This is a genomic window from Nannocystis pusilla, assembly GCF_020073745.1.
GTDB classification, from domain to species: domain Bacteria; phylum Myxococcota_A; class Polyangia; order Nannocystales; family Nannocystaceae; genus Nannocystis; species Nannocystis radixulma.
Map to the genome: position 1 here is coordinate 344743 of NZ_JAIRAU010000043.1, position 13666 is coordinate 358408.

General features: G+C 72.3%; 11 protein-coding genes. 4 read left to right on the forward strand and 7 right to left on the reverse strand.

The window, feature by feature from the left end; all coding sequences use genetic code 11:
* Nucleotides 1-129 precede the first annotated feature (129 nt).
* From K7C98_RS30865 to K7C98_RS30875, 3 genes are all read left to right on the forward strand, one after another.
* Entirely contained in the window at nucleotides 130-1161 is a 1032-nt protein-coding gene (locus K7C98_RS30865) for a hypothetical protein (RefSeq protein WP_224195389.1), read from the forward strand.
* A 167-nt stretch (nucleotides 1162-1328) separates the two neighbouring features.
* Nucleotides 1329-2045, forward strand: coding sequence for a pentapeptide repeat-containing protein (locus K7C98_RS30870; protein WP_224195390.1), 717 nt, complete (start codon nucleotides 1329-1331; stop codon nucleotides 2043-2045).
* Between the two features lie 97 nt (nucleotides 2046-2142).
* Entirely contained in the window at nucleotides 2143-2637 is a 495-nt protein-coding gene (locus K7C98_RS30875) for an endonuclease V (protein ID WP_224195391.1), read from the forward strand.
* A 76-nt stretch (nucleotides 2638-2713) separates the two neighbouring features.
* Here the strand turns inward: K7C98_RS30875 and K7C98_RS30880 are convergent, their stop codons facing one another.
* The 7 genes from K7C98_RS30880 to xseA all read right to left on the reverse strand — a co-directional run bounded on the left by K7C98_RS30880 (nucleotide 2714) and on the right by xseA (nucleotide 10748).
* Nucleotides 2714-3241, reverse strand: a complete 528-nt coding sequence (locus K7C98_RS30880) for a Csp1 family four helix bundle copper storage protein (protein ID WP_224195392.1) — start codon at nucleotides 3239-3241, stop codon at nucleotides 2714-2716.
* Nucleotides 3242-3468: 227 nt separating this feature from the next.
* The gene (locus K7C98_RS30885; RefSeq protein ID WP_224195393.1) at nucleotides 3469-4251 is read right to left on the reverse strand and encodes a crotonase/enoyl-CoA hydratase family protein; all 783 of its coding nucleotides are present in this window, start codon (nucleotides 4249-4251) and stop codon (nucleotides 3469-3471) included.
* Nucleotides 4252-4336: 85 nt separating this feature from the next.
* The gene (locus K7C98_RS30890; RefSeq protein ID WP_224195394.1) at nucleotides 4337-5017 is read right to left on the reverse strand and encodes a hypothetical protein; all 681 of its coding nucleotides are present in this window, start codon (nucleotides 5015-5017) and stop codon (nucleotides 4337-4339) included.
* Between the two features lie 106 nt (nucleotides 5018-5123).
* The gene (locus tag K7C98_RS30895) at nucleotides 5124-5903 is read right to left on the reverse strand and encodes an SDR family NAD(P)-dependent oxidoreductase (protein ID WP_224195395.1); all 780 of its coding nucleotides are present in this window, start codon (nucleotides 5901-5903) and stop codon (nucleotides 5124-5126) included.
* Nucleotides 5904-6332: 429 nt separating this feature from the next.
* Nucleotides 6333-7295 carry a penicillin-insensitive murein endopeptidase gene (locus K7C98_RS30900; RefSeq protein ID WP_224195396.1) on the reverse strand — a complete coding sequence of 321 codons (963 nt, stop codon included), beginning with the start codon at nucleotides 7293-7295 and terminating at the stop codon, nucleotides 6333-6335.
* Between the two features lie 275 nt (nucleotides 7296-7570).
* Nucleotides 7571-9187: a SulP family inorganic anion transporter gene (locus K7C98_RS30905; protein WP_224195397.1), complete on the reverse strand. Its 1617-nt coding sequence runs from the start codon at nucleotides 9185-9187 to the stop codon at nucleotides 7571-7573.
* Nucleotides 9188-9398: 211 nt separating this feature from the next.
* Nucleotides 9399-10748 carry an exodeoxyribonuclease VII large subunit gene (xseA, locus tag K7C98_RS30910; protein WP_224195398.1) on the reverse strand — a complete coding sequence of 450 codons (1350 nt, stop codon included), beginning with the start codon at nucleotides 10746-10748 and terminating at the stop codon, nucleotides 9399-9401.
* A gap of 543 nt (nucleotides 10749-11291) precedes the next feature.
* Here xseA and K7C98_RS30915 point away from each other — a divergent pair.
* Nucleotides 11292-13481, forward strand: a complete 2190-nt coding sequence (locus tag K7C98_RS30915; protein ID WP_224195399.1) for a class I SAM-dependent DNA methyltransferase — start codon at nucleotides 11292-11294, stop codon at nucleotides 13479-13481.
* The last annotated feature ends 185 nt before the right edge of the window (nucleotides 13482-13666 follow it).

The following is a 13666-nucleotide window of genomic DNA, read 5'->3' on the forward strand; positions in this document are numbered from 1 at the left end:
AATAGAAATGCCTCATCGGACATGTTCTGAAGGGCATGTTTAAGGGTCGCGCGTCGCGCGGGACGACGTGGGGCGAACTGCGCCCCGGCGGCCGGGAATGAGGCGTTGGGTGTGCGGCGTAGAGGGGGCGTGCGCCGCCTCCTGACGGGTCTGTTCGTCCTCGCGCTGCTGCCTCTGTCCGCGAACGCCGAGCGGAGCGCGGTCGACGGCTACGTCGCGTCCTCGCGGGCCGAGTCGGGCGCGGTCGAGCGCGATGAGCCCGTCGCGCCCTCGCGGGCCGAGTCGGGCGCGGTCGACGGCTTCGTCGCCGCCGCGCGGGCGCTCGCGGCCGACGTCGAGACCGGGCCGCTGACGAACGGGCTCCACTACTTCGCCTCCAACGAGCGCGACCTCGACCTCGTCGCCGACGCGGTGAGCGGGCTCGGCGAGGTGGTCGTCGCCGTCGCGGCCGACCCGGGCTACATCCTCGCCGCCTGGGCCGACGCGCGGGCGCTGGTGTTGATCGATCTCGATCCGGCGATCGTGGCGCTGCACCGGATCTACGCCGCGTTCTTCACCGCGGCCGCGAGCCCGGCCGAGTTCTCGCGGCTGTGGACGCCGGCCGGCGAGGCGGAGGCGCGCGCGCTGGTCGAGGCGGCCGGCGGGGCGGAGCTGCGCGAGATCTTCATGGCGGCGCGGCCGGCGGTGGCCCGCCGATTCGCCGAGCTCGAGCGCCACATGGCGGCGCAGGGGCGGGCGTGGCTGCTGTCCGACGCGACGCTCTATGCCCGGGTGGCCAGGTTGGTGCGCGCGGGCCGGGTGGTCGCGCTGCGCGGCGACTTCACCCGAACGGGCACGGTCGCCGCGGTCGGCGAGGCGCTGCGAGCGGCCGGGCTGCGCGTGGGGCTGCTCTACCTGTCGAACATCGAGCAGTACTTTTTGTACACGCCCGAGTTCCGCGCGAACGTGCAGGGGCTGCCGCTGGCGGGCGGCCAGGTGTTGCGCACGCTGCCCGGCCGCCCGGCGGGGTTCGAGTACATCCTGCAGCAGGGCGGGCAATTCCAGGCCTGGGCCGCCCATCCGAAGGTGCGCTCGGTCTACCGGATCCGCGGCTTTAAAAAGGGGGAGCACCTGGTCAGCCGGCGGGTGCACGTGGTCGACCCCTCGCGCGCGCCGCCGTGAACCGGCGGGCACGATGAGGGTATGGCTCGCCGATTGACGCGGCTCCCGTCGGCTGCCACCATTTCCCGCGCCGAGCTCGGATGGATACGCAGCAATTCGCCAGGGCGATCGCCGCGGCGTCACGGGACCGCGAGGGGTACGCCTGCATTGCGGGTGTCGGTCTCGACGTGCGGTCCGTGTGGCCGCTCCGCGACAACTCGCGCCTGAAGTTCGAGCGTGTCGACTTCAATTCGCCGCTGGTGGGCTCGTTCTGGACCAGGCCGAGCTTCCGCGGCTGCGTGTTCCTGGGCTGCGAATTCGACGGGATCAACGCCGCGCGGGCGAGCTTCACCGACTGCGCCTTCCAGCGGACGTCGGTCGGGAAGCGTCACCACGCCGCCTTCAGCAGGTGCACGTTCCGCGGCTGCTCGTTCGACGATTGCGCCGTCGAGAGCGCCGAGTTCGTCGATTGCACGTTCCAGGGCGTGACGTTCACCCGGAGCGTGTTCGTGCGGACCAACTTCCGCCGCTGTGCCTTGAGCGAGGTGACCGTCGCCGGCGCGCTGCGCACCGTGAACTTCATCGAGGTCACCGCCGCGCTCGTCGATCTGAGTCGGTCGACGATCGTCGATTCGCGGCTCATCGACGGCCCCGGCCTCGACCTGCGGCTGCCTGACTCGCCGACGAATTTCGTCGCGTTCCCGGCGGCGTTCCGTAAAGTGGCGGACGAGCTGAAGCCCGAGCTGTCCGCGACGAGCCACGGGCGGCTGCTGGCGGTGGTCGATTTCGTCGCCGGCTCGACCTGCGGCGAGATCGTCGACGAGGCGCTGTTCGAAGGCCTCCCGGCGCCCGAGCGGGCGCTCGTGCTGGCGCGGCTGTACGCCCGGCGACACGACGCGGTCTGAGGGTCGGCGAGGGGCGCGGTCCCCGGGCGGGGCGTGTTCGCCACCGTCCTCATGGTCGCCCCTCGCGCGCGCCGGGCCGAGCTGGTATGGACGGGGCGTGGCGATCGCGGCGCTCGACGTCGACTACCGCGCCGAGGCGGCGGTGACCGCTTGCGTGGTCTTCGAGACATGGTCGGACGAACATGTCCTCGAGAGCTATACGGTGACGAGCCCGGCGGCGGCCGAGTACGCGCCGGGGGCGTTCTACCTGCGCGAGCTGCCGTGCCTGCTGGCGGCCCTGGCGCGCTGCGCGGCGCGGCCGACGACGGTCGTGGTCGACGGTCACGTGTGGCTCGGGGAGGGCCGGCCGGGGCTGGGAGCCCACCTGCACCGGGCGCTCGGGGAGGCGGTGCCGGTCGTCGGGGTGGCCAAGAACCCGTTCCGCGGCGCGCCGGCGCACGAGGTGCTGCGTGGCGACAGCCGCCGGCCGCTGTTCGTCACCGCCATCGGCATGCCGGGCGAGGCGGCCGCGACGCTGGTGGCGGGGATGCACGGACCGCACCGCGTGCCGACGCTGCTGCGGCTGGTCGATCAGCTGTGCCGCCGCGGGTGAGACGGCGTCCATGGCATCACCGTGAATTTCGCGCCAATGCGCCGAGCGCTTCGGGGCGGCGATCCGCTCCCATGCCTCAGCCGACGAGGGCGCGGTAGCGGGTGATGGCCGCCTTGCACGACTCGGCGCAGGCCTTACAGGCGGCGTGCTTGCCCTCGTGCTTGCGACACTCGGCCTCGCAACGCTCGCCCGCGGCGAGGGCGACCCGGGCCTGGGCGACGAGCTGCTCCGAGGGCCCGGCGGCGAGGGCCAGCAGCGCCCGGGTCACCGCGAGCATCTCGTAGGCCGAGCGAGCGCAGGCCGCCATGCTGGTGTCGCCCTGGCCCAGGAGCATGAAGCAGTGCTGCATGCAGACCTCGCCGGTCTTGAGGCATTCGGCCGCGACCGCGAGCGTGGTGTCGTCGCTGGCGTGGTGGCCGGCGTGGCCGGCGTGCGGGTCGACGATCGGCGTGGTCGAGCCGGGCGCGGGCGGCCTGGCGGCGGGCGGGCTCGTGGACTTGCCGGGCGACTTCTCCGGCGCCGGCGGCAGCTCGTCGGTCGAGCCGCTGCAGGCGGTGGTGGCGAGGACGGCAGGAGACCCGAGGACGAATTCGCGGCGTTGCATGGCGGTCTCGACTATATGGGCGATCGCGCGGTCGCGGCAACGCGGGCGGCTCAGGGGGATGACGCCGGGCGCTGGAACCCTGTTCTCGTCGGCCCGTCGCGCGCGTCGACGAGGCGTCGAGGCGGCGGAGGCCGGAGCGGTGTGGATCGAGGATGTCCGAACGGACATGTCACGCGATAGCCGGCGGGGTGCCATCCGGATCGCAAGCACCTGGTCTTCAAGACATGTCACTGCGCGCCGTGGCGGCCGGCGCCGGCGGCGAAGCGGCGGGCGCCGGCGACGGACTCGCGGGCGATCACGCCGGCGCCGCCGTGGGCCTCGGCGAGCAGGGCTTCCTCGAGGGACAGGTCCCACTGGAGGTGCGCGGAGCGGCGATCGACCTGCATGCACTCCTGGGGGAACGCGGCCAGCTCGGCGGCGAGCGCCTCAGCGGCGGCGCGGGCCTGGCCGGGCGCGACGACGCGGTTGACGAGGCCCATCGCCAGGGCCTCGGCGGCGTCGACGGGGCGGCCGGTGAGGATGAGGTCGAGCGCGCGACCCATGCCGACGATCCGCGGCAGCCGCACGGTGCCGCCGTCGATCAGCGGGACGCCGAAGCGGCGGCAGAACACGCCGAACACGGCGTCCTCGTCGGCGATCCGCAGGTCGCACCACAAGGCGAGCTCGAGGCCGCCGGCGACCGCGTAACCGCTGACGGCCGCGATCACCGGCTTGCGCAGCAAGAGCCGCGTGGGTCCCATGGGCGCCGGCCGGCCGAGCGCGTCGGCCGTGGCGTCGAGGTGGAGCCGGTTGGTGGCGTCGCCGGCGGCGAGCGCCTTGAGGTCGGCGCCGCCGCAGAAATGCCCGCCCTCGCCCCACAGCACGGCGACGCGCGCGTCAGGGTCGGCGTCGAAGTCGCGAAAGGCCCGCTCGAGCGCGGCCGCGGTCGGCCCGTCGACCGCGTTGCGCCGCTCGGGTCGGGCGAGGATGACGGTGGTCACGGGGCCGCTGCGCTCGGTTCGGACGGACATGCCCGGCGAGGATAGACCAGCGACCTGGCGGCGGCGAGTGACGTGATGCCGCGCGAGCGGTCGGTGCTCGAGATCCGCGGAGAGCCTACTCCGGCGCCACGCGGTATCTTGCAAACCAGGCCGACCTGTCGCTCGTGGCCTGCCCCGTCAAGACCACCTCGCTGGGCGCTCTGGCGACCACCGCGCGAACCCTTCGATCCGGTATCGACCGCTCGCATAGCAGACTGCCGTCGATTCGATGGACCGCGACGGATGTGCCGCTTCCCCCATCGACCGCCGAGACCAGCCATTCATCCGAGACGACGACCAGCCCACCGCCGTCAATCACGTCGGTCACGCCGGAGCGGGCTTCCCAGGCGCGTTCGCCGGTGGGATGATATCGCGCCAATAGCCTCTCGTCGAACACCGGCTTGTCCTGCGTCTGCAGGTGATGGTTTTGCCCGAGGGTATACGCCCCGCCCTGGCCGTCAGGTATGACAGCGAACGGCGTCAGCGCGCCCATCATGGCGAAGCCCGTGTTGGAGCCGACGGGCATGTCCCACCGGACGAGTCCGGTCGACTCCACCGCCACGAGGTAGACATCGCCACCTTCGATGTCGCGATCGAGCGCGAGCACGAAGTTGGTCCCGGCCGGATCGACCGCCACGGCCAGGACCTGGTTGTGATCGAGACGAATATCCCACGCCGGTACGCCGTCGGCCGATAGCGCCATCAGCACGGCCTCCTCGCTTTCGAGCTCCCACGCTCCGACGAATCCGCCAGTCACGATCCCGCCGTCGGCAGCGAGCGCGGCCGGGCCGAGCTGATACCCCTCACCCGGGATAGCGGCCGGAGATCCTCATGGCTCTTGGGACATGTGATGGTCGGCGGCGCTACCAGGCGGCGGCGATGGTGACGCCGCCGTCGGCGACGAGGACCTGGCCGGTGATGAAGGAGCCGGCGGGGGAGCACAGCAGGGCGGCGAGCGGGGCGATGTCGTCGGGCTCGCCGATCCGGCCGAGCGGGGTGCGGCGCTCGACCATCTCCTTGAGGTCGGGGTTCTGCCACAAGGCGCGGGCGAAGTCGGTCTTGACCAGGCCGGGGGCGATCGCGTTGACGCGGACGTTGTGCGGGCCGTACTCGACGGCGAGGCTGCGCACGAGCTGCATGTCGGCGGCCTTGGACATGTTGTAGGCGCCGATCAGCGGGTCGCCGCGCAGGCCGCCGATGCTCGAGATCATGAGGATCGCGCCGTCGCGCCGCTCGATCATGCCGGGGGCGACGCGCTTGGCCAGCCACAGGTTGGACAGCACGTTGTTGTGCATGATCTTGTGGAACACGTCGTCGGCGAGGCCGTCGAGCCCGCCGAAGTAGGGGTTGGTGGCGGCGTTGCAGACGAGGATGTCGACCTTGCCCCACTCGGCCAGGGTGCGGTCGACGAGCCCGTCGACCTGGGCCCTGTCGGAGATGTTGCACGGGACCGCGATCGCCTGCCCGCCGGCGCCGCGGATCGCCTCGGCCACCTCGTCGCACGGGGTCGGCTTGCGGCTCGAGATGACGACCCGCGCGCCGGCGCGGGCGAGATGCTCGGCGATCGCCCGCCCGATCCCGCGGCTCGAGCCGGTGACGATCGCTACCCTGTCGCTGAGGTCGATGATGGGCTTCCCGGACATGACGCCCAGCAGCGTCCGCCATGCGGGGTCGGGCGGGCAAGCCGCCGGGGCGTGAGGTCGGGCGCGCAGGAGCTTTCGTTGCGGAGCTAAATTTAGGACACTGCCTCCAATGCATGAACTGGGCTCGCCAACCATGTCCTTCGGGACATCCGACGCGGCTCGGCAGAAGCGCGTGGGTCGTCGTGGCCGCGGGCGGTGAACCACAGGTCCGGGCCGATCGGTGACGAAGTCGACGGCAGCTTCGCGGCAGGGGTAGCGCTCGTCGGAGCCGCGGGCGTCGAGCCAGGCGTGGGCGTCCTCCCGGGCGAGGCCGGCGACGCACTCGAAGCCGCAGGAGCTCTTGCAGGACTCGGAGACTTGCGCCAGACGCAGCGAGGAGCAGTCCGGCGAGCGCCGGCTGCTCCTCGGGACATGTCCTTTTTTAGGGACTCACTTGCTGCGGGCGCGGCAGCGGCGGTTGCCTTCCTCGCACTGGAAGCGGACGTGCATGTGGTTCGAGTGGCCGCGCCAGTGCTGGATCGTGGCGTGCGGGCTCTCGGGCGTCCTCGGGTACTCGAACAGCGCGGCCAGCTGCTCCGGCGGGAGGTGCTTCTTGGCCTCCTTGTGCAGCAGCTTCTGCAGCTTCTTGGCGATGTAGATCGTCTGGACCTCGCCGGTCTCGAGCAGCTCCTGGACCAGCGCCCAGTTCTTCTCGGCGTCGAAGTTGCGGACGTTCATGTACTTCCAGCGGTGCTCGCCGTCGTCGATGCCGCGGAAGATGTAGCCGATGTCGATGTCGCGGCCGGTCCGGTGCGAGCGGTGCGGCGGGACGCGGCCGCCGGTGCGCCGCGCGAGCTCGCCGACGCGGATCTTCGGGCCGTCGGGGTAGCGCTCGCCGAAGTCCTCGAAGGCATCGACCAGCGCGTGGATGGTGTTCGTGGTGCCGTAGGTGCGCGGCCGGTGGGTGCGCAGGCGCCAACCTGGCCCTTCGGGCAGGGGCATGCCGTTGCGCAGCTTGCCGCGGTTGGGCGAGCCGATCGACATCGGCGGGTGCTCGGGGTCGTGGCGGTAGACGAGCAGCCTGGTGCCCTCGGGGACCGGGGCGCCGCGGTCGAGGTCGGGGTTGAGCTCGCCGAGCTGCGCGGCCTTGATACCCCACGCGATCGCCAGCGCGTCGAGCGAGAGGTTGTCGTGCGCGGTCCAGAACACCTCGTGCAGCCGCTCGGCCTCCGCGACCGGTGTGTCCTCGATCTCGGACGGATCGCCGGCGACCACGGGGGCCTGGGACCCCGACGGCTCGTCCGCGGCCGACGCCACGACCGGTACCGCGACCGGAATATCGTCGGCCGGCGCGCGCGCCGGCGCGAGCGACGACCCGGGGAGATCGGCCCCCGCGGCGAGCACCGATTGCATCGGTGACGGCTGAGTCTCCTTCGCGGGGACAGCGACGCAAGTCACCAGAGCGAGGCCCGCGCCCATGGCGGCAAACAGCGTCAAGCGCCGCGCCAGGGGCCGTGGAGAGAGCTGAGTCACCGCATCACGCATCGATGGTCTCCCTGCATACCCCCGCAGAGGCTGCTGCGGGGAGTTGGCAGTCTATGGAGGAAGCAGCGGGGGGCGCAACCCCTCGGCGAGATGCAGGTCAAGTTTTCGGTGAACGGCGCATACACCGATCAGCGAACTCGAGTTCAGGCGGGACGCGTGCGCGCAGCGAGCGTATTGCCCGACACGGGCTTGTGGCCTTCGAGACCCACGACTGTCAGTTCGCGTCCCTCGTGTTCCAGGTCGCGCGCGAGCTCGTGCAGGCGCTCCATCACCGTGTGGTCGACGAGGCGAGTGTTCTGCAGATCGACGACGATATGGCGCGGCGCGGGCACGCGATCGATGGCGCGCTTGAGGCCGATGTAGTTGCTGAAGATCGCGGCCTTGCGCGCGACGATGCGGGTGGCGTTGGTGCCCTCGTCGCGGACCTCGAGGTCGGGCTTGAACAGCGCGCTGATCGGGGCGCCGCGGACGATGTGCAGCACCAGCTTGGTGAGGATGCCGGCGAAGATGCCGAGCAGCAGGTCCTCGCCGACGGTGACGCCGATGGTGACGAGGAAGACCAGCAGCTGGTCCTTGCCGACCTGGGCGGTGTGGATGAACTCGCGCGGGTGCGCCAGCCGGAAGCCGGTGAACACCAGCATCGCCGCCAGCGCTGCCTTGGGGATCATGTGGATGAGCCCGGGCGCGAGGACGACGAAGCCGAGCAGGAAGACGCCGTGGAAGAAGTTGGCCCAGCGGGTCCTGGCGCCGTTGTTGATGTTGGCCGACGAACGCACGATCTCCGAGATCATCGGCAGGCCGCCGATCATGCCCGACGCGGCGTTGCCGACGCCGACGGCCAGGAGGTCGCGGTTGAAGTCGGACTTGCGCTTGTAGGGATCGAGGGTGTCGACCGCCTTGGCGCTGGCGACCGACTCGATGCTGCCGACCAGCGCGAATGCGATGATCCACTTGAGCGAGGTCCAGCTGGCCAGCATCGAGAAGTCGGGGAACGTGATCATCCCGAGCAGGTTGTCGAGCCGGTTGACCAACATGGTCGGCTCGAGGTGGTACTCGTGGCCGGCGAAGCGGTAGTTGTGGGCGTGGTCGAGGTCGAAGTAGATGCCGAGCGGGATGCTCAGCAGCAGGACGACCAGCGGCGCGGGGATCTTGCGCACCAGCGGGTGCCGCAGCCGCGGCATGATGACGAGGATGGCGAGGCTGAGCAGGCCGATCAGCGCGATCTCGGGGTTGTTGTCGACGAAGCGCTGCGGCAGCTCGAGGATCTGTCCGACCGGGCTCTTCGCCGTCGGGTCGATGCCGACCATGACGTGCAGCTGCTTGGATGCGATGATGATGCCGATCGCGGCCAACATGCCGTGCACCGCGGCCGTCGGGAAGAAGTCGGCCAGGACGCCGGCGCGGACCAGGCCGAACACGATCTGGACGACGCCGGCGGCGACGATCACGGCCAGCGCGTACTGGTAGCCGAGGAGGGGGGTGGCGCCGCGGCTCAGCTCCTCGATGCAGCCGAGCGCGATGACGATGAGGCCGGCGGCCGGCCCCTTGATCGTGACCCGCGCGCCCATGAACAGGGTGACGATCAGACCGCCGATGATCGCGCTGAAGATCCCCGCGACCGGCGGGAACCCGCTGGCCATCGAGATCCCCAGCGACAGCGGGAGCGCGATCAAGAAGACGAGAAAGCCGGCCACCAGGTCCGACTGCAGGTTCTGACGCAGGCCGGCGAGCCCGTCGGCGGGGACGTTGCGGTTGCTCATTGCGAGACCTCGAGTGCTGCCCTTGGAGACATGTCCCATGAACCAGACGGCGAGAGACGCCGTTCATGACGGGAACTCCGGCCCAGCCTAGTCGAGAGGAGAAGCGCGGTTCAAGAGTACGGCGTCAGGATTCATCGTGCCGGCCGATCGGCGCCGAGCAATTCGCAAGCAGGACGGCGCTGGCGGGCAATCAGCGATGAACCGCGCTTCATCATGAAGGTACCTTCACCGGGTCCACGGCGGTGACGCGCGCCGCGAAGGCCCCGCGCGCGAGCTCCACCCGCACGGCGTCACCGGCGGCGACCTGGGCCGCGTCGGTGATGACCCCAGCCTCGCTGCTGACGACGGCGAAGCCGCGCTGCAGCACCGCGAGCGGGCTGAGAGCGTGCAGCGCCGCGGCCGCGCGGGCGAGGCGGAGGCGCGCGGGTTGTGCCAGCACCCGCGCGCGCTCACGCAGCGCGAGCTCGGCGGCGAGGAGCCGGCGACGGGCGCGGTCGAGCCGGTGACGCGGGTGCTGGGCGAGCAGGCGGGCGTGCAAGGCGGCGAGCAGTCGGCGGTCGCGGGCCAGGCGGGCCCGCGGGTGCTGCTGGCCGAGGCGCGCGAGCAGGGCGTCGAGGCGGCGCCGCGGGCCGAGAGCGAGGCGGTGGCCGACGGCCGCGAGCCGACGCGAGAGCAGCTCGAGCCGGCCGCGCTCGTCGAGGACGCGCCGCTTGGTGGCGAGGACGAGGCGGCGCTCGACGTGGCCGAGGCGCGCGAGGTAGCCGTCGCGGTCGGGCACCACGAGCTCGGCGGCGTGCGACGGCGTGGCGGCCCGCAGGTCGGCGACGAAGTCGCAGATCGTGATGTCGACCTCGTGCCCGACGGCGGACACGACGGGCACGGGACAGGCGGCGACGGCCCGCGCGAGGCCCTCGTCGTTGAAGGCCCACAGATCTTCGCTCGCACCGCCGCCGCGGCCGAGGATGATCACGTCGACGCCGGGCCGCCGCTGCAGCCGCTGCAGCGCGCGCACGAGGCTGAAGGCGGCGTCGTCGCCCTGCACCGCGGCCGGCGAGAGGAGGATCCGGACCGGACAGCGCCGGCGCGCGACCTTGAGGATGTCGTGGATCGCGGCGCCGCTGGCGGAGGTGACGACGCCGACGGTGCGCGGCCAGGCGGGGATCGGTCGCTTGCGCTCGCGCGCGAACAGGCCCTCGGCGGCCAGCTTGGCCTTGAGCTGCTCGAAGTGTTGCATGCGCGCGCCGAGGCCGGCCGGCTCGGCGCGCTCGGCGTACAGCTGGAACTTGCCCTGCGCGGCGTAGATCCCGAGGCGGCCGTAGACGCGGAAGCTCTGGCCGTCGGCGAGGCGGTGGCGCAGCCGCGACAGCGCGCTGCGCCACATCGCCACCGGCAAGATCGCGTGGCTGTCGCGCAGCGTGAAGTAGGCGTGGCCGCTGTTGACGAGCCGCAGGTTGGTGATCTCGCCCTCGACCCACAGCGGCGGGAACTGCTGCTCGATGCTGCGGTGGGCGCGGTTGACGAGTTCGCTGACGGCGAAGACGTGCGGGGCGACGGTGGCCATGCGCGGACGAGGCTAGCAGAGCCGCGCCCGCGCGGGCGGCGTCAGGTGCGGCGTTCGACGCCGCCGTCGAAGGGGCGTAGGCCGGGCTGGTCTGGCAGAGAGCCGCAGCCCCGCGGGGGCCGTCGGGGCACGTGCGGGCACCTCGTCGTGTCGCCCGCATCGACGGCCGGTGAGCGGGTCGTCGGGCGGTCGGCGTGGACACGACGGCGTCGGAGCGGTCGGCGGAAGCGAGGTGGTTTAATTTGGAGCGATCACGCGAAATCGCGGCAGTTCATGCTCGACGTACGGAGACCTGATTGTGAGGACATGCATCGAGCGCCACATAAAATATGTCCTTCGGGACATGTCGGCGACGGGAATCACAGGGTCGTTCGGTCATGTATTCGCCGGCGCGCCGCTCGGAGGACCGCCGGTTCGTCATGGGGCCAGGCGGATCGCGCCGGCCCCGATGCTGCGCGGTGAACATCGATTCGTCGCGGCTGCGGGCGGACTGGCGGCCGAGGCGCGAGCGGTGGGACGAATGCGCTATGGTGTGAGCCGGAGATGTCGGTCGAGACCACGCGCGCCGTCGCGGCCGGATTGTCGTCGCTGGCGGCGCGGCTGCGCCGGCGCACCGGCGCGGCGGAGGCGGTGGCGCGGTTCCTGATTCGTTGCACCTTCACGTCGATCGCCGAGACGCTCGAGCTGGCGCCGCGCGGCGGGATGGCGGCGGCGGTGAGCCGCTCGCTCGCGGCGCCGGAGCGGTTCGCGCCCGGGCTGACCGAGCTGTGGGCGACGCTGACGTGGACGGGCGAGGCGGCGGCGCTGTCGGCCACGCCGGCGCTGGCGCTCGAACGCGTCGAGCTGGCCGGGCTGCACGCGCTGACGCAGGCGCGCTGGGACGAGGTCGATCCGGTGATCTTCGGCGACCTGCTGCTGGAGGCGCTGAACCCGGGCGAGCGGCGCCAGCTCGGGGCTCACTTCACGCCGCGGGCGTACGTCGAGCGCCTGGTCGGGCTGGTGGTCGAGGAGCCGCTGCGCGCCGACTGGGCGCGGGCCCGCGGCGAGGCGCAGGCGCACCGCGAGCGCGGCGAGGCGGCGGCGGCGAGCCGGGTGGTGCGCGGCTTCCTCGCCGAGCTGGCGAGCGTGCGCGTGCTCGACCCGGCGTGCGGCGCGGGCAACTTCCTGATCGTGGCCCACGAGGCGCTGCGGCGGCTGGCGGACGATGCGGCGCGATGGTTGCTCGCGGCCACCGGCGAGGTCGTGGCGCCGGCGGTGAGCCTGGCGCAGTCGATCGGCGTCGACCGCAGCGCGTGGACCTGCGAGGTGGCGCGGCTGGTGCTGTGGATCGCGGCGATCCGCGGCCGGTCCGCGGCCGCGAGCGCGGAGCGGGCGACGATCGTCCACGGCGACGCCTTGCTGACGCCGTGGCCGGCGGCGACGTTCGTGGTCGGCAATCCGCCGTTCCTCGGCAAGTCGCGGCTGCGCGCCAGCCTCGGCGAATCGTATGTAGCGCGAATTCGAGCATGCCATGATTCGGCGGTGCCCGAGAGCGCGGACCTGGTGATGTATTGGTGGCACCGCGCGGCGACGCTGCTGCAGGCCGGGCAGCTGCGGCGCTTCGGGCTGGTGACGACCAACAGCGTGACGCAGATCTACAACCGCCGGGTGGTCGAGGGGTTCCTCGCGCACGCCGAGCGGCCGATCCACCTCGTGTGGGCGGTCGCCGATCACCCGTGGGTCGACGGGCCGCGCGGGGCGGCGGTGCGGATCGCCATGACGGTGGCCGAGGCCGGGCGCGGGGTGGGTCGATCGGTCCGCGTGCTCCCCGGCGGCGGCGAGGCGGTCGAGCACGGGCCGATCTTCGCCGACCTGCGCGTGGGGGTCGATCTGGCGCGCGCGCGTCGGCTGCAGGCGAACGCGGGCCTGGCCGGCGCGGGCGTGATGCTCGGGGGGCGCGGGTTCCTGGTGCGACCGGGCGAGCTCGACGGGCGCGACGCGGGCCACGTGCGACCGATCGTGAACGGCAGCGACGTGCTGCAGCGGCCGCGCGGGGCGGCGGTGATCGACTTCACCGGGCTGTCGGAGGCGGCGGCCCGGGACGCGGCGCCGGCGGCGTTCGAGCGGCTGGTCGCGGCGGTGCGCCCCGAACGGCTGGCCAACGTCCGCGCCGGCCGGCGCGAGCGCTGGTGGCAGTTCGCGGAGACGATGCCGGCGACGCGGCGGGCGATCGCGGGGTTGCCTCGCTACATCGTCACGCCCGAGACGGCCAAGCACCGGGTGTTCGTGTTCGTCGACGGGGCGGTGGTGCCCGAGCACCCGCTGCTGGCGATCGGGCTGGCCGACGCGTTTCACCTGGCGGTGCTGTCGTCGCGGATCCACGGGCTGTGGGCGCGCGCGAACGGAGGCACGCTGGCCGACCGCCCGCGCTACAACAAGAGCGTGTGCTTCGAGACGTTCCCGTTCCCCGACTGCGAGGCGCCGGCGCGCGCGGACATCGCCGCGCTCGGCGAGCAGCTCGACGCCTGCCGCCGCGCGCTGGCGGCCGCCGGCTGGACGGTGACCGCGATGTACAACGCGCCGCCTCCGGCGCTGCGGGCGGTGCACGCGGCGATCGACGAGGCGGTGGCGGCCGCGTACGCGCTCGCGGGCGACGGGCCGGAGGGCGCGGTGCTGACGGCCCTGCTGGCGCTGAACCACCGCCGCGCGGCGGAGGAGCAGGCCGGGGCGGTCCGGCGGCTGCGGGCGATCTGACCCTGAGGGACAGGGAGACGGCGAGCGCATGGCCATTGGGACATGTGACATGCCCGGCGGGGCAGGCGTCCGAGGACAGCGAGGAGCGCTGGGGCGAGCGGTGAGAACATGGCCATCAGGACATGTCGATAGCATGGCCTCGGGGACAGGTCACGTGCGCTGCGGTCAGGGCGTCAGAGGGACAG

Bases quoted from the DNA above. Each gene is read 5' to 3' on its own strand.
- K7C98_RS30915 (WP_224195399.1), top strand. From the start codon at position 11,292: ATGTCGGTCGAGACCACGCGCGCCGTCGCGGCCGGATTGTCGTCGCTG.
- K7C98_RS30900 (WP_224195396.1), bottom strand. From the start codon at position 7,295: ATGCAATCGGTGCTCGCCGCGGGGGCCGATCTCCCCGGGTCGTCGCTC.
- xseA (WP_224195398.1), bottom strand. From the start codon at position 10,748: ATGGCCACCGTCGCCCCGCACGTCTTCGCCGTCAGCGAACTCGTCAAC.
- K7C98_RS30905 (WP_224195397.1), bottom strand. From the start codon at position 9,187: ATGAGCAACCGCAACGTCCCCGCCGACGGGCTCGCCGGCCTGCGTCAG.
- K7C98_RS30880 (WP_224195392.1), bottom strand. From the start codon at position 3,241: ATGCAACGCCGCGAATTCGTCCTCGGGTCTCCTGCCGTCCTCGCCACC.
- K7C98_RS30895 (WP_224195395.1), bottom strand. From the start codon at position 5,903: ATGTCCGGGAAGCCCATCATCGACCTCAGCGACAGGGTAGCGATCGTC.
- K7C98_RS30885 (WP_224195393.1), bottom strand. From the start codon at position 4,251: ATGTCCGTCCGAACCGAGCGCAGCGGCCCCGTGACCACCGTCATCCTC.